This is a genomic window from Cohnella sp. AR92, assembly GCF_003990975.1.
Classification (GTDB): Bacteria; Bacillota; Bacilli; order Paenibacillales; family Paenibacillaceae; genus Cohnella.
On the sequence record NZ_RZJR01000003.1, the window covers coordinates 18,254 to 43,222 of the forward strand.

Sequence of the window (24,969 nt, forward strand, 5' to 3'; positions counted from 1 at the left end):
CGAATGTGGCGTGATAAGTAAATAAGGGGATGCTTTCTCGTCACAAAGGCGATCGTGGCATCCCCGTTTATTTACAGCTTGTTATAGCAGAGTCGGGTCCCAGAACACCATCTGCAGATAGGCTTCTCCAACAAAGTTGGCTTCAACCTTCTGTCCCAATGGGAAGATCGTGCTGTCGCTTAACTCTTCATGTGCCAATTTTTCTAACCTGCTTTCATTCGTCTGTATAAATTTCTTTGGCAATATTGAACGCTGACCAAGCCTTGGGCCAGCCTGCATAGAAGGAGAGATGGGTGATGATCTCCGCAATCTCCTCCCGCGCGATTCCATTGGATTTCGCTTTATGAAGATGCGGAGTCAATTGCTCGAAGCTTCCGCTTGCGATCAAGGCGCTGACCGTAATCATGCTGCGATCGCGAGGAGATAACTCCTTCTCCCTCGACCAGACTTCACCGAACAGAACGTCATCGTTAAGCTCGGCGAACTTCGGGGCGAACGATCCTAGCAGATTCCTACCCGCCGTCTGTTTCTCCGTCATGTATTGTTCTCCTTTCCATGTGGTATAAATTCAAGGACAAAGTGAAGTATAAACCTTAAAGCCGACTTCAATGCAAGTACTAAAATTCCCTCGCAAACACTTGACTTAAAGTTAACTTTAAGTGTTATGGTTAAAGATAACGGAGCCAAAACGAGGTGGGGAAAATGAATATAGCACAGGTAGCGGAGCAATTTAATCTAAGCGCGGCAACCTTGAGATATTACGAACGAGTGGGGCTGATCCCGCCAGTGAATCGAAGAGACAGCGGAATCCGCGATTATAATGAAGAAGATATCAGGTGGATTGAATTCATCAAGTGCATGAGAGACGCCGGTCTGACGATCGAAGCCCTCATCGAGTATACCTCCTTGTTCATGCAAGGCGACGATACGATCGGAGCTCGCCAAGCCATCTTGGTCCAGGAGAAGGAGAAACTGGAGAAGAAGCGCAACGAGATCGACGAGACGATCCGAAGGCTGAACGGAAAAATCGAGAATTACGATGGCAAATTGCGCGCCAAAGAAACGGAGTTGATGAACGGGGTTATGGTTTGAATCGAATTGGAGTTGCAGCAAGCCGCCAGGAATAGATCCTGGCGGTTTTTTCTTTGGTCAAGCTTGTTGACTTAAAGCCAACTTCAAGTTGTAAGCTTGTTTATGGGTCAACCAACACGAATGCAAAGGAGCAAAGAATAGATGTGTAAAACGCATGTATTAAGCGCAGCGACGGCGAAAGCGCCATTCGAGAAAACAACGATCGAACGCAGGGAGCTGCGGCCGGACGATATACTGATCGCTATCAAGTTCAGCGGGATCTGCCATTCCGACATTCACAGCGCATACGACGAATGGGGCGGCGGGATCTTCCCCATGGTGCCGGGGCACGAAATCGCCGGCGTTGTCGAAGCGGTCGGATCGGCGGTAACCAAGTTCGCGATAGGCAATCGGGTCGGCGTCGGCTGCTTCGTCGATTCCTGCGGCGAATGCGAATACTGCCTCAAAGGGGAGGAACAATATTGTACGCGTGGAGTCATCAACACCTATAATTCCTTGGATTATGACGGCAAACCGACCTATGGCGGATACAGTCAGCGGATCGTCGTTAGAGAGAGCTTCGTCGTGAGAATTCCGGACAGCCTGGATTTGGATGTTGCGAGTCCTCTGCTGTGTGCGGGAATTACCACTTACTCCCCCTTGAAGCATTGGAACGCCGGACCGGGCAAGAAGGTTGCCATTCTCGGAATGGGAGGACTCGGTCACCTGGCGATTCAATATGCGCATGCCATGGGAGCGGAAGTGACGGTGCTGAGCCGATCACCTAATAAAGAGGAAGAAGCACGTCGATTCGGTGCGGATCATTACTTCGCTACTAGCGATCCGGAGATGTTCAGCAAGCTGGCCAATCGTTTCGATCTTATCCTGAACACCGTGTCGGCCACTCTTGACGTCGATGCCTACTTGTCTCTGCTTCGCATCGACGGGACTCTCGTTAATGTCGGCGCTCCGCCGGAGCCTAGCCAGTTCCAAGTATTCTCCCTCATCATGGGACGCCGCAGCTTGGCCGGTTCGTTGGTGGGCGGTATTCGAGAAACCCAAGAGATGCTGGACTTCTCCGCCGAACATGGCATCGTCCCGCAGATTGAAGTCATTCGGGCCGATCAATTGGGCGAGGCTTATGAACGGGTCCTTCGCAGCGATGTCCGTTACCGCTTCGTCATCGATATCTCAACCCTATAAAAGAATTCAATGGGGAAGCCAAAAAGGCGGCATTAGCCGCCTTTTTCTTGTTACTTTTCGGATATAACCTCGTTCTCGTTTGTATATGCTTCTTGCAGCATTAAGCCTCTGACGGCAATGGATTGTGCTTCGCCAATTCCTTTTAATCGATAGATTCTCCTTCCCCAGAAGCCATCTCCCTTCACTTTGCCAATCATTTGGACCGATTTCAAATCACCGCTCGCATAATCGCTAGTAAGCCCGCCGTCGTATTTATAGACAACGCCCTCTTTGGAAACAACTACTCCGTTCTCTATTACGAATGTCTCGAGATTTCTATACTTCATATAGGTCACTGCCACAATAATTGCGATTACGCCTATAGCTAATAGGATGATAATCCTTGCCTTTTTTCCTTTCATTCGTATCTCCTTTACTTGTCTAATTTTGCGTTTACCGAGTCTCTGTTTGCCATTTTACAGGATATGGAACGGCCGTTTCAAATTTCTTTATGGGAAAATAAAACAATTTTGTTATAAGCGGCGTCTAAGAATAGAAGATACGATGGCGACCATGAATAGATTGCTAATAGTCGAATGAAATCGCCATAAGGGAGGCGAGAAAGTGAAGAAACCGCTATTCCTTACGCTTATGTTGCTAATGTTGCTTATGTTAGCCGGATGCAAGGAGAACCTAGAAGCACGGACAGAGTATTTCGATAAAAAGCACGTGGACTTTCTAAGCGATTATGGCTGGAGGATCGATCGGTTCGGTTCCGAAATGAAATATGCGCCGAGAACGATGGCTGCTTTTCCCGAGCACTTATCGATTGTAAAGGCTGAGGGGCACGTTGATCTTGCTGCGTATTCCGATAAGGAAGTGATTGAGACAGGTTACATCCTGAAGGAGCAAACCGATCGCTATAACCAGATTGTTGGCTATATTTTTGAATCGGAAGGAAAGATCATCGGTAGTTACTTGGAATTCAATCAAGAGATTACCGACTCCAACGGAACCGTTCGGGTGGAGAGGGGCGAGACAACACCGCTCTTAAGAAAGGCTGAGGTCGACGAGGAGCGGCTCTGGGGACAAATCACGCTATAGAAGGTGAAGACGATGTGGGAATATTTATCAGCTAGATTGCTAGTCCTGGTTGTCATCTGCTTCGCGACTTTGCTTGTAGTGATCTCGCCGATGATCGGAAGATACAGCAAAGCCTCCGCGAAATTCAGTCTCGTCATGGGGGGCTTGGTGTTCGTCCTACTGTTCTACTTCCTGTTCAGCAATCCAGTCATCCGCGAGCAAATCTTAAGGTACGGATTCAAATAAACGACGGAAAAAGATCATTTATACCTAAGGGGCGATAATGTTGAAAGTAAATTCGAAGCATGCCTTTCTATTGATTCTGGCGACGATCTTCCTCTTTCTAGGAATCCTCTTCCTGGTCAACGGCACAACTTGGGGGTACCAATCCGCAGAGTCCTTCCTGTCCAATCGTGGCGGAATGAATACGGAGGAATACTTGATGGTGATCCGGAGCAAGATCGAGTCGTTTAAGGATCTAGGAATCATTTTCACTTCGCTTGGCGGCTCGACAATTCTGTTTACGATCTTGAACCAAGATTTCTGGGCTAGCGAGAAATAGGCTCGTAAACCGCAAACCTCCCTAGATGAAGAACGGAATTATTCGGCTTCCGCTTCTTTTTTTGTGTCATTTTATGTTGTAAATCGAAACAAATCATGGAAAACACTAGGCGACAGAACGTATAATGAAGAAAATTATATGGCATGATTTGGAATTGAAAATCCATGCGGCGGAGGTAGGAGAAAACGACTGATTGAGAGGGTTGACCGAGAGAAAAATAAGAAAGTAAGGAATAAAATAAACTTTTCAAGGAGTATGCAAATGACCAACAAACCTACGCCATGGAGAAGATTCTGGGCTCGATATTTCGATTTTTACTTACATGCGATCGTGTTAGGCGGTATGTGGGCGGTAATCGATTATGAAAGCATTAACAAAGTCGACAAGTATCTGCTTGGGTTTCTAATCATGGTCGTTTATTTTATTGCGGATGGTACTTATATGGCTTACTTTGGCACGACGCTTGGCAAGAAGCTTATGAAGATCAATGTGATGAACCAGGGCGGCAGCAAAATTGCAAGAGTAGACGCTTATAAGAGATCCCGCTTGGTGTGGTTAAGGGGGATGGGATTAGGGATAGGCATCATCGAGCTTATTGCCAATATTATCGGTTACTCCAACCTGAAGAGAGACGGAGTGACTTCATGGGATCGGGATTTAGAGCTTAGGGTAACCTATGGGAAGATAAGCTGGCCAAGGTATTTGGTATGCCCCGCTATCCTTATCTGCGTATCTGTTTTGATCATCTATGGAATGATAGCCGGAGATTCGCTATGAGCATTGACCAGCTGTATGGTTCTTTTCCCGTCATCGTAGGCGAGAGAGTTCGACTAGGCAAGATAGAGCCGGCTCACTTAAACGACGTGTTTGCCATCTACGATAATGATCGCGTATTCGAATTCTGCGGCATTATCCCCAAACATAATATCGAGACGGTTAGCAATATGATCGGCCACTTCGAACGGGATTATCTTAAACGATCCAGGGTGAAGTGGGGGATCTTTCTTAACGATGCCCCGAATAAGCTGGTAGGGATCGCCGAGGCTTTCGATTACAACCAGAAGGTCAACATGATTACCATCGGCTATTTCTTAGAAGAATCCTATTGGGCCCAAGGAATTGCTTCGGAATCGGTTAGGCTGCTTCTCCGCTATCTTTTCGAAACGGTTGAGATCAATCGGATCCAGGCGGAGGTCATGATCGGGAACGAAGCGTCCAAGCGGGTTCTGACCAAGAATGGATTCATTAAAGAAGGAACCATCCGACAAGGGAGCGTATGGTCGGGTAAAGGCGTAGTTGATTTGGAACTGTATGCCATTCTGAGGAATGAGTATACGGGAATGGCTTCACTCCCTTAATCGAACTTAGAAAGCAATGAAACTCCTGAGAGCTGCATATATTAGACTATCACTTTAGGAGCTAGGAGGAACAGAACACGATGACGGAGAGTCTGCTGCAAGCCTATGCCTACCATGTTTGGGCTAACGAGAGAGTGATGGAGTATCTTAAGACTTTGCCAACAGAGGTATTCAACAAGGAATTGAACTTAGGCTTTGCCGCTATCGCCGATGTCATTAGTCATCTCCTGTCTGCAGATGGGATTTGGTTATCGAGGCTAAAAGAAGAAGGGGCTGCCAAGTCGGCACCGAAGCCATTCCTTCATGTCGAGGAAGCAAGCGAATCCTTCCGTCTGTTGCAAAGACAATACGCCGATTACCTGGCTTCCTTGGATGATGCGGACAAGCAGGTTCGTTACAAGAACAGCGCGGGCGAAGAGTTCCAGAACTCGGTATCCGAGATCTTCACGCATATCGTCAATCATGGAACCTATCATAGAGGCAATATCACCACGATGCTGCGCAGCTTGGGATACAAGGGAGTAGCGACCGATTATATCGTTTATGTACGGACGAAATAAGGGGGAGGGCGAATAGCATAAAGAAACCCGATCCCCATAAGGGAGCGGGTTTCTTGCGGCTAAGAGCCGATCGGGCTGTTATTTCAATGCGAAGAACTTGAAGGACTTGTCATAGTCGACATCGCTTTGGAGTCGGAACACCAGATAGTTCGTCTCGCCTGTTTGCACAGGCAGGATCACGCTGCCTTCCGCCGTGAAGCTGCCGGATTCGCCCGGAGCGAGCTTCTTGCTGTTGGTTGCCGCAGATACCGCGTTATCCAGAGCGCCATCGAAGCCGTAACTCGTACCTCCGATGATGCCGCCCGTACCTGTCGCTATTTTCGAACCCCAGATTTCGGGAGCAAGCATCGACAGGTAATAGGAACCATTCCAATCGCTGTCGAGCGACTTGATCTTGGCGGTGGTCGAAACTTTTATCTTGACCAATTTATACTCGATATCCGCGTCCTCTTCCGGCTTACGGAACCCGAGGTCGGCAATCTGGTCGCGAGTGATCGACTTGACGCTCGTTACGGTAATGGAGTTCGATGTGCTGTACTCCGTTCCTTCGTAGCTATAGCTGTCGGCAAAGGTCAAAGTCTTGCCCAGAGCTACAGCCGTCTCAGCCGTCATGCCGTTCGTCGAAGACGTTCCGCTGCTCGAAGAACCGGAGGACGAACCGGAAGAGCCGGACGAACCGGACGAATTTCCGCTGTTCGAAGAACCGCCGCCGAGATCGGTCGGATAGCCATCAACGCTGCCGGAAGGCGTAGTGATCGAGATGGTGTTACCGGAAAGCCCAATCGTGCCGCCAACCTTCTCAACGATCGCCCGAGCCGGGAGATAGGTAGACCCGTTGTACACGATAGGAGCCAGTTTGTTGCCGTTTCCGTCTACCGGACTCCAAGACGAACCGTCGACTTGGAACTTCAAGTTCCAGTTCAGCGCCGCCTTGATCTGTTGGATACCCGTAGCGGCTCCTGCTCCAACGGCTCCGCAGAGCAGTCCGAAGGCCATAACGGATGCTACCATTGCAGACTTCTTCATTTTCATCTTGTTACCCTCCTGCAGTACATTTTTTATACTAGAATGACACATTTTTCAAGTATAAAAGAATTGTTGGAATTTGTCACCATATGTTTCCTTTAATAAGGCAAAATATGACAACTAGCGCTCCGGGGAAATATGGAGTAATATAAAGTAAGTAGAATACATTTATGAAGTAAATGACCTCTAAGGAGAAATGCACGATGACCCCATTCTATGAATACGACATTCATCTGCCGGTTAAGCTGGACCCGAGCAAGAAGTATCCAGTCGTCTTTACGCTCCATGGCAAAGGCTCGAATGAGAAAAATATGTACGGATTGGTCGAGCCGCTTAAGGAAGAGTTCATCCTGATCGGCATTCGCGGCAATCTGCGACTAGGCATAGGCTATCAATATTACGATTTGAGAAGCTTGGGCAACCCGATTCGGGAGCAGTTCGACGAAGCGGCTAAGCGGCTTGAAGCCTTCATCGCCTACGCGACGGAGAACTATCCCATCGACCCGGCGAAGCGTTATCTGCTCGGCTTCAGCCAAGGCGCCATCCTGTCCATGACCCTCGCCCTTACGATGGGGGATAAGCTTAAGGGAATTGTCGCGCTCAACGGATATGTGCCGGACTTCGTGAAGACGGAGTATCCTCTGCGCAGCGTACGGGAGGTGTCGATCTTTATCTCGCATGGCGAGTACGACTCCGTTTTCCCGGTGCGTATCGGCCACGAGACGGCGGCTTATTTCAAGGACCTGTCTTCGCGGCTGGATTTCCATCTCTATCCGACGGATCACGGCGTGTCGGAAGCGAATCAACGCGATTTCTTGGAGTGGCTTAAGAGGGATGCCGGACTGGCCTAAACCCATGCAAAAAATGACGATTCTCGCGACTTGCGGGAGTCGTTTTCTGTTAAATTGTAGTATAGTTAGAGGTGGACTTGATTCTATTACATATTGAAATAGGTCATAAAGAAGCGAAACTATTTTCACCTTTGGGAAGGAGCTTCAAGTGACATGCTAGATCAAATCGCAATGGGTCAATTGAAGAAAACGCTGCGAGTGAGCATCGAGAACAAGGAGATCGCCGGAGCGAACGTGATGGTGATCAAGAACGGACGCGAGATTTTCTACCACGAGGATGGATGGGCGGATATCGAAGCCAAGCAGCCGATCTCGAGAAACTCCATCTTCCGCCTCTATTCGATGACGAAGCCGATCACCGCCACGGCCGCCATGATCCTTCTGGAACGCGGGATCATTGACCTGTTCGATCCCGTCAGCAAGTATCTTCCCGGCTTCAAGAATCAGAAGGTCGTTCAAGGTCGCGACCTGGTGCCGGCCCATAGGGAGGTCAACCTCCACGATCTGCTCTCCATGACGTCCGGATTAGTGTACGGAGGCCATCATCTTGCGGGCAGAGAGACGGAAGCTTTGTTCCGGGAGATAGAAGAGCGTCTGCTCGGCGAGTCGCCGATGGGGACGTACGAAGCGATGAACCGATTGGGTGAGTGTCCGCTCCTTTTCCAGCCGGGTTCCTCTTGGGAATACGGCACTTCGTCCGACGTGCTTGGAGCCGTCATCGAAGCCGCAAGCGGCATGCGGCTCGGGGAATTCCTGCAGAGAGAGCTGTTCGAGCCTCTGGGCATGCAGGACACCGGCTTCTGGCTTCCGGAGCAGAAGAGAGCGCGCTTGGCCAAGACCTACCAGGACGATGGTGAAGGCGAACTGGCTTTGTATACGGGGAACCACTTGGGAATCAATCACCTGTTCGACCGTAACCCGGCATTCGAGTCGGGAGGAGCCGGGCTTGCTTCGACGATCGAGGACGCCGCGCGATTTACCTCCATGCTGATGAATAACGGAACCTTGAACGGCAAGCGGATCCTGAGGCCGAGAACGGTCAAGTACCTGACGACCGCCAGTCTGAACGCGGAGCAGCAGAAGGCTTACGGCTCCAATCACTGGAGCGCGGGGTACGGCTACGGCAACTTCATGCGTATCCTGACGAACCCGGAGCAGGCTCTGGTACTGGGAAGTTCGGGTGAATATGGATGGGATGGCTGGTTAGGCGCTTACTTCTGCAATTGTCCCCAAGACGGGATAACATTCCTTTTTATGATCCAGAAGAAGGATGCCGGCACGATGCCGATCACCCGCAAGCTGCGAAATATTGTTCTCAGTTCCTATGTGTGACAAATATCCGAACGAAGATCGCGGTTATCGCGGTCTTTTTTCGTATTTTCGTGGTATTTGGGCGCGAATAGCTGAAACCTATCACATATATCAAATATTTTTATGAATAAATTATGACGCTACACTATGCTATAATTGTTCCATAATAGTTGAGTCAATTAGGTTGCTCACGGGCTGGCAGCGTCGGTTCGACGGGAGCGCCTACTTCCTTCTGCAAATATAAGGTATAAGGACGGTTAACATGAGCAGCAAACAAACCAAAACAGATGTGATCTTGATCGGTGCCGGAATCATGAGCGCGACCTTGGGTTCCTTGCTTAAGGAATTAAAGCCGGAGTGGAATATCACGATTTTCGAGCGGCGCGCGATCCCGGCGGAAGAGAGCTCCAACGTATGGAATAATGCGGGAACGGGCCACTCCGCTTTGTGCGAGCTTAACTATACCGTGGAGAAGCCGGACGGCTCCATCGATATTAAGAAAGCCATTAAAGTCAATGAAGAGTTCCAATTGTCCAGACAGTTCTGGTCTTACCTGGTGGACAGCAAGCTGATCCGCAACCCGAAGGACTTTATCGTATCCGTGCCTCACATGAGCTTCGTTCAAGGGGAGAAGGACGTCGCGTTCTTGAGAAAGCGTTATGCGGCGCTGTCCAATAACCCGCTGTTCGAAGGGATGGAATACAGCGAGGATCCGGAGAAGCTGAAGGAATGGATTCCGCTGATGATGAAGAATCGGACCTCGAAAGGCCCGATCGCGGCAACGAGATCCGAAGCGGGTACGGACGTCAACTTCGGCGCTCTGACGGAGATTCTGCTGAACCATCTCAAGAACAAGAACGTCGAGATCCAGTACAACCGCAACGTCGACGATATCAAGCGCGCCGGCGACGGCTCTTGGAATCTGAAGGTTCGCAATGTCGAGAACGGAACGGTGGAACGCCACTCGGCGAAGTTCGTCTTCATCGGCGGCGGCGGCGGCAGCCTTCATCTGCTTCAGAAGTCGGGCATCGAGGAAGGCAAAGGCGTCGGAGGCTTCCCGGTCAGCGGATTGTTCATGGTTTGCCAGAAGCCGGAGGTCGTTGCCCAGCACCATGCGAAGGTGTACGGCCAAGCGCCGGTCGGAGCTCCTCCGATGTCCGTGCCCCATCTGGATACCCGCTTTATCGATAACAAGGAATCGCTCCTGTTCGGTCCGTTCGCGGGCTTCTCGCCGAAGTTCCTGAAGTTCGGCTCCATGTTCGACCTGATCAAATCCGTTAAGCCGCATAACCTGCTCACCTTGCTCGCGGCAGGCGTCAAGAGCGCCTCTCTGACGATGTATCTGATCAAGCAGGTCATGCTCTCGAAGGAGAAGCGCATGGAAGCGCTCCGCGAATTCATCCCGAACGCCAAGGGCGAGGACTGGGATCTGCTGGTTGCCGGTCAACGGGTACAAATTATCAAGGACACGGAAGCAGGCGGCAAAGGAACGCTGCAATTCGGCACGGAAGTCATCAGCGCGGCCGACGGGTCGATCGCGGCGTTGCTTGGCGCCTCTCCAGGCGCATCGACGGCCGTATCCGTCATGCTCGAAGTGATGGAGAGATGCTTCCCGCAGCACATGAAGGAATGGGAGCCTAAGATCCGCGAGATGATTCCGTCTTACGGCTTATCGTTGCAGAAGAATCCGGAGCTTATTCAAGAACTGTACGCCGCTACGTCGAAGTCGCTTGGCCTGAACGCGAAAGTGACCGAGCAAGCGACTAGCGTATCGTGATCGAACGATAGAACAAAACCGCCGTCCTTGGGGACGGCGGTTTTGTCTGTCGGAACCAACCGATCGCTTAAATAATGGATATTCCGGATAGCGGAAGACGCTAAGGGAGACCCTATGGGAATCGATGTGGGAACCGTTAAGAAACAGGATCCCCTTTTAAATCACTTTGATGACGAAGCTATAGAAAGCATCTCCATTGGAGACGTTCTCTCTGTTCTCATCCATCCACCAGACTCCGTACGAATAATAATACGTCCCTTCCGCCGCGGGAGCTTTGATCGTGTTGTTCTCGACCTCGACCTCCGTGGGGCGTCCGTCCTTGGACATCGTGACATGAACTTGATTCGGAAGAGGGTCGTAGTCCATCACGAACTGGATTTCCGTCCCCGGGGAGACATTAATCGGCTTGTCGCCCTTTAATAGTTCTTCCGGTCCGACCGTATCGACGCAAGAGGCGGTCCAGCAATACGTGCCGAGCTTGGCCGGGTACGTCTTGTTCCCGATCTTGATGGAGGCTTGCGGCGGCTTGTCGCCCGTCTGGACGAGACCGGACGGGCTGGGCGTCGGGCTTGAGACGGCAGTGACGCCGGGCGCGCTGGGCGATTCGGGAGAACTTGTCTTGCCGGATGAATTCGCTTGCGAATTCGAGCACCCGATTATGCCGACTAAGCTGAATGCGATAAGTAACCAAATGAAACCTCTACTGATTGGAACCCCCTCCTTCCTTAATTGTGACGCGGGAAAGAGGGGAGATGTTGCAGGCAATTAAGTTGTCACCGTTTGCTGAGACCGTGCAGCTCGCGATTGTATTCGATTATTCGAATAGATTTCGCGATTTCTTCTTCTTAAGCCAACCGAACGAAGAAGCGATCCTTGTGCCGCTCCACGACGACCGGAGCTTCGAAGAATTCGCTCAGCGTCTCCGAATCCATGACTTCCGCCGTGGCGCCCTGGCGGAACGCTTCGCCGCGCCGAAGAAGCATCGTATGCCCGAAAGCGGGGAGAATCTCCTCCGTATGGTGCGTGACGAAGATCATCGTCGGCATATCCTCCTGCCGGGTCAAGTCGTCGATGCTGGCGAGGAGCCGCTCCCGCGAGAACAAGTCGAGCCCGTTGCACGGCTCGTCCAGGATCAGCAGCTTCGGATCGGCCATGAGCGCCCGCGCGATCAGCAGCTTCTGCTTCTCTCCTTGCGAGCAAGTCCGATATTCGCGGTCCCACAGATGCGAGCAGCCGAGCGCGGTCATCAGCTCCCCCGCGCGAACGAAATCTTCGGGCGTCGGGTTCTCGTAAAGCCCTATGGATGCGAACTTGCCGCTGATAACGACGTACTGCGTACGATCGCTTCCGTACAGCTTCTCTTGCAGAGAGGAGCTGACCCAGCCGATCGATTGGCGCAGCTCCCTTAGGTCCACTTCCCCGAATCGATGGTTCAGAACCGTTACGTTCCCCTTGGTCGGCCAGAAGTACCCGTTAATGATGTTGAGCAGCGTTGTCTTGCCCGAGCCGTTCAGGCCGAGCAAGGCCCAGTGCTCATTCTTCCGAATGCGCCAGTTAATCTCCTTCAGCAGCTGCAGCTCTCCGCGCTTCCAGGTTACTCCCTCAAGCTCGATCATCGATTCCATGTCCGCTCACTCCTATGAATGTCCGTGTTCGCTCTATCTATCCATTTTAATAAACCAAGCAGCGGGCGTCGTTGCGAAAATTGCGGCGAATGCCGGCAACTTTTGCTATACTCATCTCACATAGAGGAGAGGAAAGCATGGGTGATAGGCGATGAAGGTTCGGATCGATACCCCGCATATGTCGTTATGGCGAATCGAGGAACACCACGCGACGCCTCCGCACGTTCATGAGAGGGACTTCCAAATCACGGTGCCGATCTACGGCTCCTGCTTGTTCGTCGGACAGCAGCAGGCCCACGAATTGGCGAGCGGCGAAGGCTTCGTGCAATACCCGGAGGAGCCGCATGAGCTGCATGTGGAAGGCAGCTCCGGCGTCATCGTTCTTCAGGTGGATCGGGGAAGCCTCGCGGAGATCAATCGGGAGCGGCCGCTTGAGCTGGAATGCCGGCAGAAGATCGATCCGGGCTTGCTAAGCGGCGAGTTCCGGAAGTGGGCGGCTGCGCTGCTGCTGAGCGATTCCCAGGAGCCTCTGGCCGTACAGGAGACGGAGACCCAGGTGCTCTATTTTCTGTCCCGGGTGTTAAGAGGCAATCAGACGAACCGCAGGGACGCCGCCATCGCGAGCGCAACCGCGGCCGATCGGCATATGGCGCAGGCGCTGGACTACATGCACGAGCATTACACCGACAAGATCAACATCGATACGTTGGCTGCAATCGCGCTGCAGAGCCGGTTTCATTTTATCCGTTCGTTTAAGGCCATCCTCGGAATGACCCCCTATCAATACATGCTGGCGCTGCGGATCGAGGAGGCGAAGGCGAGGCTGGGACGGACATCGTCCACGGCGACGGAGATCAGCTTCGATCTCGGCTTCTCGAGCACGAGCCAGTTCTATCGCACCTTCGTCAAGATGACCGGCAAGACGCCGGAGCAATTTCGCAAGGGTTGATCGGCAGCGGAAGCGACTTTAAATAGCGCAAGGAAGAGGAGAAGTAACTTTTGCTTCTTCTCTTCAGAATTGATTTTTGAGGAGTTACGAATAGGTGAACGATTCTGAGAAAATCAAAAGTGAACGCCATTATCAATACTCACGATTTACCGGGGGGAAGACCGGGACTATGATGCAGACATGGCGCTAGTTTTGTAAGCGCTTCACTTTCGGGCGGGAGAGGGGGATGTCGGCGTTATACCAGAAGGGAGCAAAGCAGAATCATAGATAAACCGAAAGAGAGGAGAACGCTGTGATTAGGAAAAGAAGAAGATTCGGAGCGTCGCTGATGAGCGTCGCGATGTTCGTCTCCTTGGCGCTGCCGGTTATTCCTGCAAGGGTATCCGCCGCCAGTGCGGAGGGAACGTTCGAGCAGAGGTTCGACTTCGGTACGGGGACCAGTCCGGTCATGGAAGGCTTTATCGGGGTCGGTCCGAACGATCTGTACACGGTCGAGCGCGGGTATGGATTGGATCAGGCGGTCAATTCCCGGCTCCGTTCGGGCGGCACCGACCTGACGAACGACTTCGTGCTGGCGGCTTCGTTCGGCTTCCAGACCGACATTCCGAACGGCGATTACGATGTCACGGTGTATTCCGGCGATCTGCTCGCGGGTACCTCGACGACCAAGCTGAACGTGACGTTGGAAAGCACCGCTGCAGGAACCGTCCAAGCTCGCCAATCGGTCAGCGAAGCGACGTTCCGGACGACGGTCGCGGATGGACAGCTTAATGTAGGCTTAAGCGGCGCGAACGGCGGAGGGGCCTATCTGAACGGTATCGTGATACGGGAAGTCGCGCCGGCGCCCCTGGCGGCTCCAAGTTCCCTTGCGATCAAAGGAATCGCCGTCTCGCCCCCTTCCGTCTCGCTTCAATGGAGCGGAGTCGCGGACGCCGTCCTCTATAACGTATACCGCTCGGTAGGCGCGGACGGCAGCTTCGAGCTGCTTGGCCAGGCGGCGGAAACGACGTATTCCGACACTTCCGTTGTTCTCGGCGGAACCTATTCTTATCGAGTAACGGCATTGAACGCCGCCGGTACGGAATCCGAAGCCAGCGCGGCGGTAACGGCGGAAATGCCGGAGAGCGGGGAGCCACCGGCGAATGCGGAGCCGCTTCCTTCCGAGCTGCCGCTGAAGCTGGACTTCGGTCCGGGAGAGGTAGCGGACGGGTACTTCGGAATCCGTTCTCCCGTTGCCTACTCGCCGGAGCTTCGATACGGCTTCGTCAATCCGTCGCTCGTCTTCTCCGGCGACAGCGGCACTGCCGACGCGTTGAAATCCGATTACCTGATGCCGAAGGGAACGGACTTCAACGTCGACCTGCCGAACGGCGACTATTCGGTGACGGTCACCGCGGGAGATGCGAACAACGCCACGGAGACCGCCGTGTCCGTCGAGGGAATGACGGCCGCCAAGATCGCACTCGCTTCGAAGGCAGCCGGAGATTACCTGGAGCAATCATTCCAAGTCGCGCTGGTGGACGGGCAGCTTAATTTTACGTTCGCGGGCTCGGCCCCGAAGATCAACGCGATCGTTATCGAGAAGCTCCCGGAACGCTCGGCCGGCGAGACCCCGACGGTCTACATCGCGGGCGATTCGACCGTCCAGACTTACGACCCATACTGGAAGCCTCAAGCCGGTTGGGGCCAGATGATTCCCCGATTCTTCTCCAGCGACATCGAATTCAGCAACCAGTCTATCGGGGGCAGAAGCTCGAAATCCTTCTTGCTGGAAGGCCGTCTGGATACGATCCTCCGCGCGATCAAGCCGAACGATTACTTCCTGATCCAGTTCGGCCATAATGACGCGACGATCAGCGTGCCGGAACGGTATGCGTCTCCGGCCGACTACAAGAATTACCTGCGGACGTACGTCGAAGGCGCACGGCAGCGCGGCGCCATACCGATTCTCGTAACGCCGGTCGGCCGACGCGATTATAACGCCAGTACGGGCTTGTTCAACGTCAGCTTCCCGGACTATGTGGCTGCGATGAAGGATCTGGCGGCGGAGCTGGACGTGCCGTTGGTCGATCTCAGCACGCTCAGCCGGGAGTACTACAATACGATCGGACCCGAAGGGACGCTTGCCGTCTTCCTGCATGTTCCGGCGGGAGTATACGGCGCGTTCCCGAGCGGCTCGGCTGACGACACGCACTTCCAGGAATACGGCGCCATTCAGATCGCGCGGCTGCTCTCCGGAGGCATTCGGGAGCTTGGACTGCCGTTGTCCTCTGCCGTTACGGCCACGGAGTCTTCGGCGGAAGCGCCCGCGAAGCCGACCGGCCTTGCGGCGGGCAGCGTAAGCAACGCCGGGGCGGTGCTTACCTGGAACGCGGCGGAGGGAGCGGACGTCTATAAGATCTATCGCAAGCTTGCCGACGAAGCGGAGTATTCGCTGATCGGGTCGGCGACCGTGCCGACCATCGCGATTCAAGGAATGCAGGAAGGCAAGTCGTACGATGTCTACGTCACGGCCGTGAATGGCAAGGGAGAATCCGAGCCTTCCGACGCGATCGTGATTCGCACGAAGCAAGCGACGCTCAAGTTCGACTTCGGCCTCGCCGGTTCTCCGGTCATGGAGGGCTACCGGGAGGTGAATCTGTCGACGGTCTACGCGCCGGAGCGGGGCTACGGCATCGTCGATCCGACGGGGATGATCGGGCGCGACCGCGCGACGGGAACCGATCTCCTGCGCGACTGGATAGGTTACTTCAACGTGGGCTGGACGTTTAACGTCGACGTGCCGAACGGCCTCTACTCGGCGAAGCTCTACGTGGGCGACTACCTGGGAAGCGCGAGAACGACCGTTGCGGTCGAAGACGTCGACTACGGCACCGTCTCGGCGGGAAGCAAGACCATCGCGGAGAAAATCATCTCGCAGATCTGGGTATCGGACGGCCAGATGAGCTTCCGCTTCGGCGGGGCGACGGCTATCGTGAACGGTCTGGAGATAACGCCGATCCTGATGGCTCCTTCCGGACTGGCAGCCGACGCGGTCGACACCGATCCGGAGCATCCGTCCGTCTCGCTCTCTTGGACGGGGGGCGACGACGCGGCTAAGTATAACGTTTATCGCAAGGTCGGCGAGTCGGACAACTACGAGCTGTTGGCCGGCACGACGACGAATTCCTACGTCGATCAAGCCGTCGACGTCGGGTTGACCTATTCCTATCGGGTGTCGACCTCCGACGCCGCGGGGGCGGAGACAGGGCCTTCGAATGCGGTCTCCGTATCCTTGATCGATCCGAGCGTGCCCATTCCGGCCGCGCCGTCCCATCTTCGGACGGAAGACGTGAACAAGAACGATCTTACCTTGATCTGGGATGCGAGCGAAGGCGCGAGAACGTATCGGATCTATCGCTCCGATAGCGAAGACGGCGACTTCGAGCCGGTCGGCAGAACGCAGGACGCCAGCTTCACGGATACGACCGTACTGACCACGATCCCTTATTATTACAAGGTGGCGGCCGTCAGCGCGGGAGGCATCTCCGAGCTGTCCGATACGCTGGCGACGCCGGCGGTAACCGTCCTCTTCCGTCAGGCGGAATATTTGGACCGCGCGCTGGTGGCGGTCAAGCAGGAAGGCGGGGTGTATGTCGGTTGGAGGATGCTCGGCACGGATCCGAGCGATATCGCCTTCAACCTGTACCGGAACGGCGCGAAGGTGAACGCATCGCCGATTACCGGAGCGACCAACCTGCTCGACGCGTCAGGCACCGGCTCTTCCGTTTATGTGCTCAAGACCGTTGACGCGAGCGGCAAGGAGCGGACGGCTTCGAAGGAGACGGCGGTCTGGCAGACGAATTATTGGTCCATCCCGCTGCAGAAGCCCGCGGGCGGCATTACTCCGGCGGGAGAAGCCTATGCCTACAGCGCGAACGATACGAGCGTCGGCGATCTGGACGGGGACGGCTCCTATGAATTGATCGTCAAGTGGGATCCGTCCAACTCCCACGACAATTCCCAAGCCGGCTATACCGGCAACGTCTATATCGACGCTTATAAGCTGGACGGAACGAGGCTGTGGCGCATCGACCTCGGCAAGAATATCCGGGCGGGCGCTCATTATACGCAATTCATGGTGTACGACCTGGACGGCGACGGCAAGGCGGAAGTCGCTTTGAAGACGGCGGACGGCACGATCGACGGAACGGGGGCCGCCATCGGCGATGCGACAGCCGACCATCGCAACAGCAGCGGCTATGTCCTGGAAGGTCCGGAATATTTGACCGTATTCAACGGTTTGACGGGCAAGGCGATGACGACGACCGATTACGATCCGCCGCGAGGCGTCGTGGCGGATTGGGGAGACGCTTACGGCAACCGAGTGGACCGCTTTCTGGCCGCCGTTGCGTATTTGGACGGCGAACGTCCGAGCTTGATTTTCAGCAGAGGCTATTACACTAGAACGGTTATCGTCGCCTACGATTATAAGAATGGCCGGTTGGTCGAACGCTGGAAGTTCGACTCCAACGACAAGGAATACGGAGCCGCTTATACGGCACAGGGGGACCACAATCTGTCGATAGGCGACGTCGACGGAGACGGCAAGGACGAGATCACCTTCGGAGCGATGGCGATCGACGATGACGGCAAGCCGCTCTACAATACCGGTCTCGGGCACGGGGACGCGCAGCATCTGGGAGACCTGGACCCTAGCCGTCCCGGGCTTGAATTCTTCAACGTACACGAGCATACCGATTCGCCGTACGGCATGGACTTCCGCGACGCGAAGACGGGAGAAGTGCTGTGGGGAGTCTGGACTGGCGTCGATACCGGCCGCGGCATGTCCGCGGATATCGACCCGAACTATCCGGGGGAAGAGGTATGGGCAACCACGGTCACGAACGAGCAGTACGTTCAGCTTACCGGCTTGTACAGCGCTCAGGGGCAACTGATCAGCAGCACGATTCCAAGCTCCACGAACTTCGGCATCTGGTGGGATGGAGACCTGAGCCGCGAGCTGCTCGACGGTAACCGCATCGACAAGTGGGATTACGCGAACCGCACGACCCATCGGCTGTTCACGGCGGAAGGCGCGCTGTCGAACAACGGCACCAAGGCGACGCCGAATCTGCAGGCGGACCTGTTCGGCGACTGGCGTGAGGAAGTCGTATGGCGCAATACGGACAGCAGCGAACTGCGAATCTATACGACGACCGACCTGACCGTCACCCGCTTGCGCACCTTGATGCACGATCCGATCTATCGCCTCGGGGTTGCCTGGCAGAATACCGGCTATAACCAGCCGCCGCATACGAGCTTTTTCCTGGGAACCGGCATGACGGAGCCGCCGGCGCCGAAGATCTATCTGGCGGACGCACCGGCGAAGCTGGCAATCGGAGCCCCCGGCAAGCCGGTGCTGTCCAGCGATAACGGCTATGACACGGGTCTCCGGGACGGCGATTATACGATCGCGATGAACCTGTGGCATGGCAATAACGGCACGGTGTTCAAGCTCTACGAGAACGGGAATCTGGTCCATCTCGCGAACCTGAGCGACGGATCTCCCGCCGCGCAGACGGTGAAGACGGCGATCAGCGGGAAGCACAACGGAACTTATGTTTACACATGCGAGCTGATCAACAAATACGGCACGACGGCATGCGATCCGATCACGGTGAACGTCACGGACGCAGCGCCCGGGCAGGCCGTCCTGTCGCACGACAACTGGGATGGAGACGGAAGCTACCGGATCTCGATGAACCTGTGGTGGGGCACGAATGCTACTCGCTACGATCTTTACGAGAATGGCGTTCTGGTCGATTCGCAGGATCTGTCGGCTCATACTCCGAGCGCTCAAACCGCGGCGACGAACATCTCGGGGAAGGCCCCGGGAACCTATGAGTATGAGGCCGTGCTCAGCAATGCAACCGGGCAGACCCGCACGTCGAAGATAACCGTTACGGTCGGAAAGTAGGAAAACCCAAACATTATTCGCTGTACAGCAATCCGCTTAGGCTGCGCCATTGGCGCAGCTTTTGCTGTTCCCATCCATAAGCCGCTTCCGGAAGTCCGGTAATTTAGGGCTAGGATCGGAATTCGCTTCGAGGGGATAGACCTGGCGATACAAATAAGAGGGCATGTGTCTCCTGGAGGAGCGAAGCGTTTGCTTTTGCCGACGTGAAATCCCCTTGTTACGGGGTTACCTAATCCGATTTCACGGCGGCACCTGCAACCGGAAGGAGACACTTCCCTCCCAAAATTAAATCGCTAACTAAAAGACAGAGGCAGTCCCTAAGTCAGTTGATTTTTGGGATAGCCTCGTTTGCTTTTGATCGCCGTTGCCTCATTCCACGTGTTCTTCGACCGGAATCTCGAGAACGTTGGAGCGTACGGCGAAGCGGCGAAGCCTTTCGCCCGGCCGGAAGGAGACGGAGGCTTGGTTGCGCAGCAGATCGTTCGGAGCCGAGGCAATTTGCTTGGCGGCGAAGGTGACAACCGCATTCTGGCCGGGCGCAAGATTGCCGAGAGGGATTCCGTTGGATGGATTCGCCGAAGGAACGGGGTTCCCTCCGATTTTGACGCTCAGCGGCACGAACTGGGTTCCCTCCGGTAGCGAATCCGTAAGAACGATGTCGTGAAGCACGAGATTGCTGACATTCGCGGCCGTGATCGTGAAGATAATCTGGTCGCCGACGAATAGAAGATCGACATCCGCCCGTTTGATGACGGTCATAGGCAGCGTAGCTACTTTCAAGGCGGTTGTTGCCGTCAGCGGCCCCGTTTGCTGCGAGTCCACGAATACCGTGTTGACGATCTCGCTTCCCGGAATCGCGTCGTTCGGAACGACGAAGGGCAACACGAGCTCGATCGTCTCGCCGATCGTCTGGAAGAGGACGATCCCCGTCGGCCCCAGAAGGGGATCCGAATAACGAATGTTGGACAGCGCCACGTTCCCCGTATTGGTTCCCCGCAAGTGGAAGAAGACCGTTTCTCCAGGGAAAGCCAGGGGAGGAAATACCGTCTTCTCGATGGAGAGACGGGGAACCGATTGGACGGTCACCTCGGCCGTCGAGGTAACGGGCGAAGTCTCGCCCGTAGTGAGCACGACCGTATTGTTAACGATCGACCCGCCGAGAGCGCCGTCCGGAATTCGGAAGGTGCGGCTTAATTGGATGAAGAAGCCGGGCGGCAGGAAGTCTACCCGCTTATCGAGTCCGAGCAGCTCGTCGACAAGATGCAGGTCCGTGATCGTCGCATTGGACAGATTGCGAAGCTCGAACGTGAAGGTCACCGTCTCTCCGGGAGCGGCCGTCGGCCGGTCAACCTGCTTGACGAGAGAGATCTCGAAAGCGGGCAGTACCGTGAAGGAATCGGTCGAGGAGGTCTCCCCGGTCTGGGCGGAGGATGCGGTAACGGTATTGCTGATGACCGTGCCGGCTTCCGCGAACGGCGCTTCGATCGGCAGGTTGACCGTGAACGATTCTCCGATCGGCAGGGCGGGAATTACCGTGCGGAAGTTCAGGGAATCGTCCGCGACAACGACGTTCGTCAAGATGGCGTTGCCGGTGTTCGTCGCCACGATGGAAGCGATCACCGTCTCGCCGGGAGCCGCTTGCGCCGGGTTAATCGTCTTGGTTACGCTTAGGCCGGGTTGGGGATCGACGGCGACTTCCGCCGAATCCTGAACGGGATCGGTCTGATCCGAGCTCGCGACGGACGTGTTGACGATAACGGAACCATTGGCAGCGTCGGCCGGAATGACGAAGGGAACCGTAAACGTCCGGCTTTCTCCCGGGGTGAGGACTCCGATCTGCTCCGCGAATCCGACCGTGACATCCGTCACGACAACATTGGTCACGATCGCCGTCCCTTGATTCGCAACGGTGATCGTATAGAAGACCGTATCTCCCGGAGCGGCGACGGAGACGCTTGCCGCCTTCGTTATCGTGAGCAGCGGAGTATCGGAACTGACAAGGACGTGGGAGCTGTCTTCGACCGTATCCGTCTGATCGGAAAAGGCGGTGCTGGAGTTCCGGATGACGGAACCGACGATCGCATCGGCAGGAACAACGAAAGCAGCGGTTAAGCTTCGGGTTTCCCCGACGGCCAGGCTCGGGATGACCGTGTCCAAGCCAAGCAGCTCGTCGCGAACCGTCACGTTCGTAAGAGCCGTATTGCCGATGTTCGATACCGTGATGGCATAAGTGATCGTATCCCCCGGCAGAGCGCTTGCGCGATCGGCCGACTTGGCGATGGCGATGGCCGGAACGGCATTCACCGTGACGTCCGCTTCGGCCGTCTGCGGCTCGAGCTCGTTCGAGGTGGCGGTGATGAGGTTGGCGAATACGGTTCCGGCTGACGCGTCCTCCGGTACGATGAAGGGAATCGTCTCGCTGACGGAAGCGCCGGGAAGAAGCTCGCCGACGAACTGGAAGTACGACAGAAGCGAATCCGACAGATTCAGATTCGTCAAGGAGGCTTCTCCGGCGTTCGTCAGCACGAAAGTGAAGAAGACCGTCTCGCCGGGATTCGCAGTCTCTCTGCTGACAGTCTTTGTCAGCGCGATTGCCGGAAGCAAAGGCTCCACCGAAGCCTGGGCGCTGTCGGTGACGACCTCCGGTTCGAACGTTCCCGTTACCATAGCGGTATTGACCAGAGCAGAGACGGTGTCGGGCGGAAGCGTGAAGACGTGTTCGATGAAGCGGGTCTCGTTGACTTCAAGCGTCCCGATCGACTGGCTCAGGCCAAGAAGCTCATCTTCAAGGATCACGTTAGTCAGAATCGTATTGCCCGTGTTCGAGACAGTGAACGTGTAGGTCAGCGAAGTTCCGGGCTTCGCCCTTGCGGGAGAGACCGACTTCGAGATGGAGATGCCGGGCTGCCCGATGACCGTGACGACCGCGTCGGCCTGAGAAGGGCCGGATTCGCTCGTCGTGACGAGGGCGACGTTCACGATCGAATCCCCTTGATGGGACGTTTGCGGAACCGTAAACGGCGTCGTGAAGATGACCGAATCTCCGGGCTCCAGGAAGTCGAACGTATTATCCAAGCCCAGCGTAGGATCGGTTAAATGAACGTTCGTCAACGTCTGGTTGCCGGCATTCGTTATCGTTATGGTGTATTCGACGACTTCGCCGGGCGCAGCGATGTTAGGAGATACGTTCTTGAAAATAAGGATACTGGGCACCGGACTCACGACGACGGTCGCCGAGTCGGACGCGGGCTCCGTCTGATCCGATTCGGCAACGGTCGTATTGGTGAATACCGTTCCCGCGAGCGTCCCCTCCGGAATCGTGAAATCCACGACGAAGACCCGCGTCTCTCCCGCTTCGAGGAAAGGAATCACGTCGAAGAATCCCACCAATACGTCGCTGACTCTTACGTTCGTGATCGGAGCGTTGGATTTGTTGGTGACCGACAGCGTATACTCGACCGTTTCGCCGGGGGCGGCGGACACCCGATCCGCGCTCTTGACGATCGAGAGCTCGAAGAACGCCAGCACTTCGACGTCGGTCGCGCTCTCGACGGGCTCGGTCTGATCCGAGAACACGACAACGATATTCTTAATAAAGGTTCCCGCGGGCGTATCCGGAGGGATCACGAAAATCGAGTGCAATTCGATGACCGATCCCGCCGGCAGAACGGAGATGATATCGATCAGCCCAAGCAGCGAATCTTCGATTCGGACGTTCGTCAAGTCGAAGGGATTCGGATTCTCGACCGTAAAGATGTACGTGATCGGTTCCCCGGGGAGCGCCGCTGCCGGTTCGGCTCGCTTGAAGACCTGGATACCGCCCGCTTGCAGGATGAATAAGGGATAGTCCTCGACTTCGCCGTCGGACGCCGGGCCCAAGCTGCGGGAATCCTCCGCGAATGCCGACGGGTCAAGGAGCGGCAGGTCATCCGTCGTAAGCCTTAACCGCAAGAACGTCTGACCCGGAACCAGCTCGAAGAACGGCGGCACGGGGAAGTCCAACGGGACGAAGAAAGGACCGGGCAGAGAGGGCACCTTTTGCAAGAACGCGGCTTCATGCACCTGGAAGATCCCGTCTTGATTAAAGTCGATCCACCCGTACAGGTTCGCCTCGGTTCCCGTCTGGTTGGTGACCAACACATCGAGGTGATAGATGCCTTCGTTAGGCGACAGGGGCTTTAAGGGCAGAGGCAAAGCGTCATCTTGAATCCCCGCGGGAATATCGTCCCCCGTGGCGTCCGGATTCTGGCGAGCGTCGGGATCCGGGGTAACCTGCGTGCCGAGAAAGAGGGGATTGACGAGGCCGTGCCTCGGTCCGTCGTTCTCGAGCAGAGTCGAATAGTTGCCGGGCCCATTGCCCGGCCCGAAATCGGGGGCGTCGCCGAAGTCCAATTCGATGGCGGCGTTGGGACACATGGTTCCATCGTTAAAAGAGGTGGTTACCGTCGTCGAGAACCGGGCAGCCGTCGCGGCGAAGCCCTCTATCGTGTATCGATAGATAGTCCCGTCGCTGTTCGAGATCGCATAGATGATCCCCGTCGAGTCGATAGCCAGAGCGCCGAAAGGACCGGGGTTGAGAGGCGAGGTAGGGAGATTGTCGATATGCCCGGAGAACGGGTCGATTCGTTTGACGACTCCGGCAGGCGTAATCCCGTAAAGATGGCCGTCTTGCGCGCGGTATACCCAGTCGCTCGCGTTCAACGGGCGGCTTAAAGCGATGCCGCTCGTCGTTTCCTGATAGCCGTTGGCAGGATTGACTAGCTTCAGGAAGGTAGACGAATTCGGTCGCAAGTCGATGACGTAGAACACGGATTCGTTATTGACGAAGACGTACAGGAACCCGTTCGGATCGAACGTTCCCGTGTTGAACGCGTCCGCCGCCATGCCCGGGGGGAGCGGGAAGAGGGTCATCACGTTGCCATTGTTGTCCACTCGCACGAGATGGTTAGTCAATTGATCGTAGCCATAGATGTAGTCGTCCAACGGATTATAGCCGATCGCATTGATCTCGAGAGGAGGATTAACCGTTGTCCGTATGGTTTCCGAGCCCGTTACGACATCGATGTCGTACCAGACCGACGGGCGTCCGGCGAACTGGATCAGCGAAGTCGAGCAGACGACCGGATTCGAGATCGTATCATGGCTGAAGTTCAGGTTCGAGATGATGGCGTCGTTCGCGATTTGAGTGGCCGTGACCGTCACGGTAAGCTTGCGGGGACCGTTGGATAACGTAAAGCCGGGCGGCTGCGTGAACGTAGTAGGGGGACAGGACGCCCCGGGAAAAGCGACAGGCTCGTAGACGACGTACGTTCCCGCCGTCGTGACCGTAAAGCTGTAATTGCCGATCTGATCGGACAGAACGGTCGTGCAAGTGCCGTTCGAGCTGTTGAACAGAACGAGGTATACGCCGGGAATGCCCGGCTCGCCAGGAGTGAATTGGCCGTTGTGGTTGACGTCGTTGAACACAAGCCCAGTCAGGGTTGCAGGCAATGGATACCCTCCTTCAAAGAGATTATTCGATCTTTGCCATTGGTAACGATAAAGACGCACTATTATCCATTTAATTCATGTTATGTTCTTAGTTATATGGGAATTCATAAACATCGACGGATCGCATCGGCTTGCAAGATCATTCCCCGCCAACGCTACTCAAAT

The 24,969-nt window shown here is 55.1% G+C and carries 20 protein-coding genes; 14 read left to right on the forward strand and 6 right to left on the reverse strand.

The window, feature by feature from the left end; genetic code table 11:
* Positions 1-214 precede the first annotated feature (214 nt).
* Entirely contained in the window at positions 215-538 is a 324-nt protein-coding gene (locus ELR57_RS04900) for a carboxymuconolactone decarboxylase family protein (RefSeq protein ID WP_126957877.1), read from the reverse strand.
* A 164-nt stretch (positions 539-702) separates the two neighbouring features.
* Here ELR57_RS04900 and ELR57_RS04905 point away from each other — a divergent pair, with 164 nt between their 5' ends.
* Positions 703-1,092 (forward strand): MerR family transcriptional regulator, encoded by a 390-nt coding sequence (locus ELR57_RS04905; RefSeq protein WP_126957879.1) that lies wholly within the window; start codon positions 703-705, stop codon positions 1,090-1,092.
* A 141-nt stretch (positions 1,093-1,233) separates the two neighbouring features.
* Positions 1,234-2,274, forward strand: a complete 1,041-nt coding sequence (locus ELR57_RS04910) for an NAD(P)-dependent alcohol dehydrogenase (protein WP_126957881.1) — start codon at positions 1,234-1,236, stop codon at positions 2,272-2,274.
* A 50-nt stretch (positions 2,275-2,324) separates the two neighbouring features.
* Here ELR57_RS04910 and ELR57_RS04915 read toward each other — a convergent pair whose 3' ends face one another.
* Positions 2,325-2,675 carry a hypothetical protein gene (locus ELR57_RS04915; protein ID WP_126957883.1) on the reverse strand — a complete coding sequence of 117 codons (351 nt, stop codon included), beginning with the start codon at positions 2,673-2,675 and terminating at the stop codon, positions 2,325-2,327.
* Positions 2,676-2,877: 202 nt separating this feature from the next.
* Here ELR57_RS04915 and ELR57_RS04920 point away from each other — a divergent pair, with 202 nt between their 5' ends.
* From ELR57_RS04920 to ELR57_RS04945, 6 genes are all read left to right on the forward strand, one after another.
* On the forward strand, positions 2,878-3,357 hold the full coding sequence (locus ELR57_RS04920; protein WP_238162404.1) for a DUF4830 domain-containing protein: 480 nt from the start codon (positions 2,878-2,880) through the stop codon (positions 3,355-3,357).
* A 12-nt stretch (positions 3,358-3,369) separates the two neighbouring features.
* Complete coding sequence (locus ELR57_RS04925; RefSeq protein WP_126957885.1) at positions 3,370-3,582, forward strand: hypothetical protein; 213 nt, start codon at positions 3,370-3,372, stop codon at positions 3,580-3,582.
* A gap of 37 nt (positions 3,583-3,619) precedes the next feature.
* Complete coding sequence (locus ELR57_RS04930) at positions 3,620-3,898, forward strand: hypothetical protein (RefSeq protein ID WP_126957887.1); 279 nt, start codon at positions 3,620-3,622, stop codon at positions 3,896-3,898.
* 261 nt (positions 3,899-4,159) lie between these two features.
* Positions 4,160-4,675: an RDD family protein gene (locus tag ELR57_RS04935; RefSeq protein ID WP_158629935.1), complete on the forward strand. Its 516-nt coding sequence runs from the start codon at positions 4,160-4,162 to the stop codon at positions 4,673-4,675.
* Positions 4,672-5,256 carry a GNAT family N-acetyltransferase gene (locus ELR57_RS04940; RefSeq protein WP_126957891.1) on the forward strand — a complete coding sequence of 195 codons (585 nt, stop codon included), beginning with the start codon at positions 4,672-4,674 and terminating at the stop codon, positions 5,254-5,256. The genes ELR57_RS04935 and ELR57_RS04940 overlap by 4 nt, the downstream gene beginning before the upstream one ends.
* A gap of 80 nt (positions 5,257-5,336) precedes the next feature.
* Entirely contained in the window at positions 5,337-5,816 is a 480-nt protein-coding gene (locus ELR57_RS04945; protein WP_126957893.1) for a DinB family protein, read from the forward strand.
* A 78-nt stretch (positions 5,817-5,894) separates the two neighbouring features.
* Here the strand turns inward: ELR57_RS04945 and ELR57_RS04950 are convergent, their stop codons facing one another.
* A complete protein-coding gene (locus tag ELR57_RS04950; RefSeq protein WP_126957895.1) occupies positions 5,895-6,848 on the reverse strand; it encodes a hypothetical protein in 954 nt (317 codons plus the stop codon).
* 197 nt (positions 6,849-7,045) lie between these two features.
* On the opposite strand from ELR57_RS04950, the gene ELR57_RS04955 reads away from it, so the two are divergent.
* The 3 genes from ELR57_RS04955 (at position 7,046) to ELR57_RS04965 (ending at position 10,781) form a co-directional block, all read left to right on the forward strand.
* Positions 7,046-7,693 carry an alpha/beta hydrolase gene (locus tag ELR57_RS04955; RefSeq protein WP_126957897.1) on the forward strand — a complete coding sequence of 216 codons (648 nt, stop codon included), beginning with the start codon at positions 7,046-7,048 and terminating at the stop codon, positions 7,691-7,693.
* Positions 7,694-7,846: 153 nt separating this feature from the next.
* Positions 7,847-9,025, forward strand: coding sequence for a serine hydrolase domain-containing protein (locus ELR57_RS04960; protein ID WP_126957899.1), 1,179 nt, complete (start codon positions 7,847-7,849; stop codon positions 9,023-9,025).
* Between the two features lie 241 nt (positions 9,026-9,266).
* Positions 9,267-10,781, forward strand: a complete 1,515-nt coding sequence (locus ELR57_RS04965; RefSeq protein WP_126957901.1) for a malate:quinone oxidoreductase — start codon at positions 9,267-9,269, stop codon at positions 10,779-10,781.
* 156 nt (positions 10,782-10,937) lie between these two features.
* Here ELR57_RS04965 and ELR57_RS28215 read toward each other — a convergent pair whose 3' ends face one another.
* Positions 10,938-11,150 (reverse strand): hypothetical protein, encoded by a 213-nt coding sequence (locus ELR57_RS28215; RefSeq protein WP_238162405.1) that lies wholly within the window; start codon positions 11,148-11,150, stop codon positions 10,938-10,940.
* Between the two features lie 37 nt (positions 11,151-11,187).
* Between ELR57_RS28215 and ELR57_RS28035 the strand changes: the two genes are divergently transcribed.
* Positions 11,188-11,550, forward strand: coding sequence for a hypothetical protein (locus ELR57_RS28035; protein WP_192896536.1), 363 nt, complete (start codon positions 11,188-11,190; stop codon positions 11,548-11,550).
* 76 nt (positions 11,551-11,626) lie between these two features.
* Here the strand turns inward: ELR57_RS28035 and ELR57_RS04975 are convergent, their stop codons facing one another.
* Positions 11,627-12,406 (reverse strand): ABC transporter ATP-binding protein, encoded by a 780-nt coding sequence (locus tag ELR57_RS04975; protein WP_126957903.1) that lies wholly within the window; start codon positions 12,404-12,406, stop codon positions 11,627-11,629.
* 151 nt (positions 12,407-12,557) lie between these two features.
* On the opposite strand from ELR57_RS04975, the gene ELR57_RS04980 reads away from it, so the two are divergent.
* Together ELR57_RS04980 and ELR57_RS28530 are read left to right on the forward strand one after the other, a co-directional pair.
* Positions 12,558-13,355, forward strand: a complete 798-nt coding sequence (locus ELR57_RS04980; RefSeq protein WP_126957905.1) for an AraC family transcriptional regulator — start codon at positions 12,558-12,560, stop codon at positions 13,353-13,355.
* A gap of 292 nt (positions 13,356-13,647) precedes the next feature.
* Positions 13,648-19,314, forward strand: a complete 5,667-nt coding sequence (locus ELR57_RS28530; protein ID WP_370452208.1) for a rhamnogalacturonan lyase family protein — start codon at positions 13,648-13,650, stop codon at positions 19,312-19,314.
* Between the two features lie 369 nt (positions 19,315-19,683).
* On the opposite strand, the gene ELR57_RS04990 is transcribed toward ELR57_RS28530, so the two are convergent.
* Complete coding sequence (locus ELR57_RS04990; protein ID WP_126957907.1) at positions 19,684-24,804, reverse strand: DUF7507 domain-containing protein; 5,121 nt, start codon at positions 24,802-24,804, stop codon at positions 19,684-19,686.
* Between the last annotated feature and the right edge of the window lie 165 nt (positions 24,805-24,969).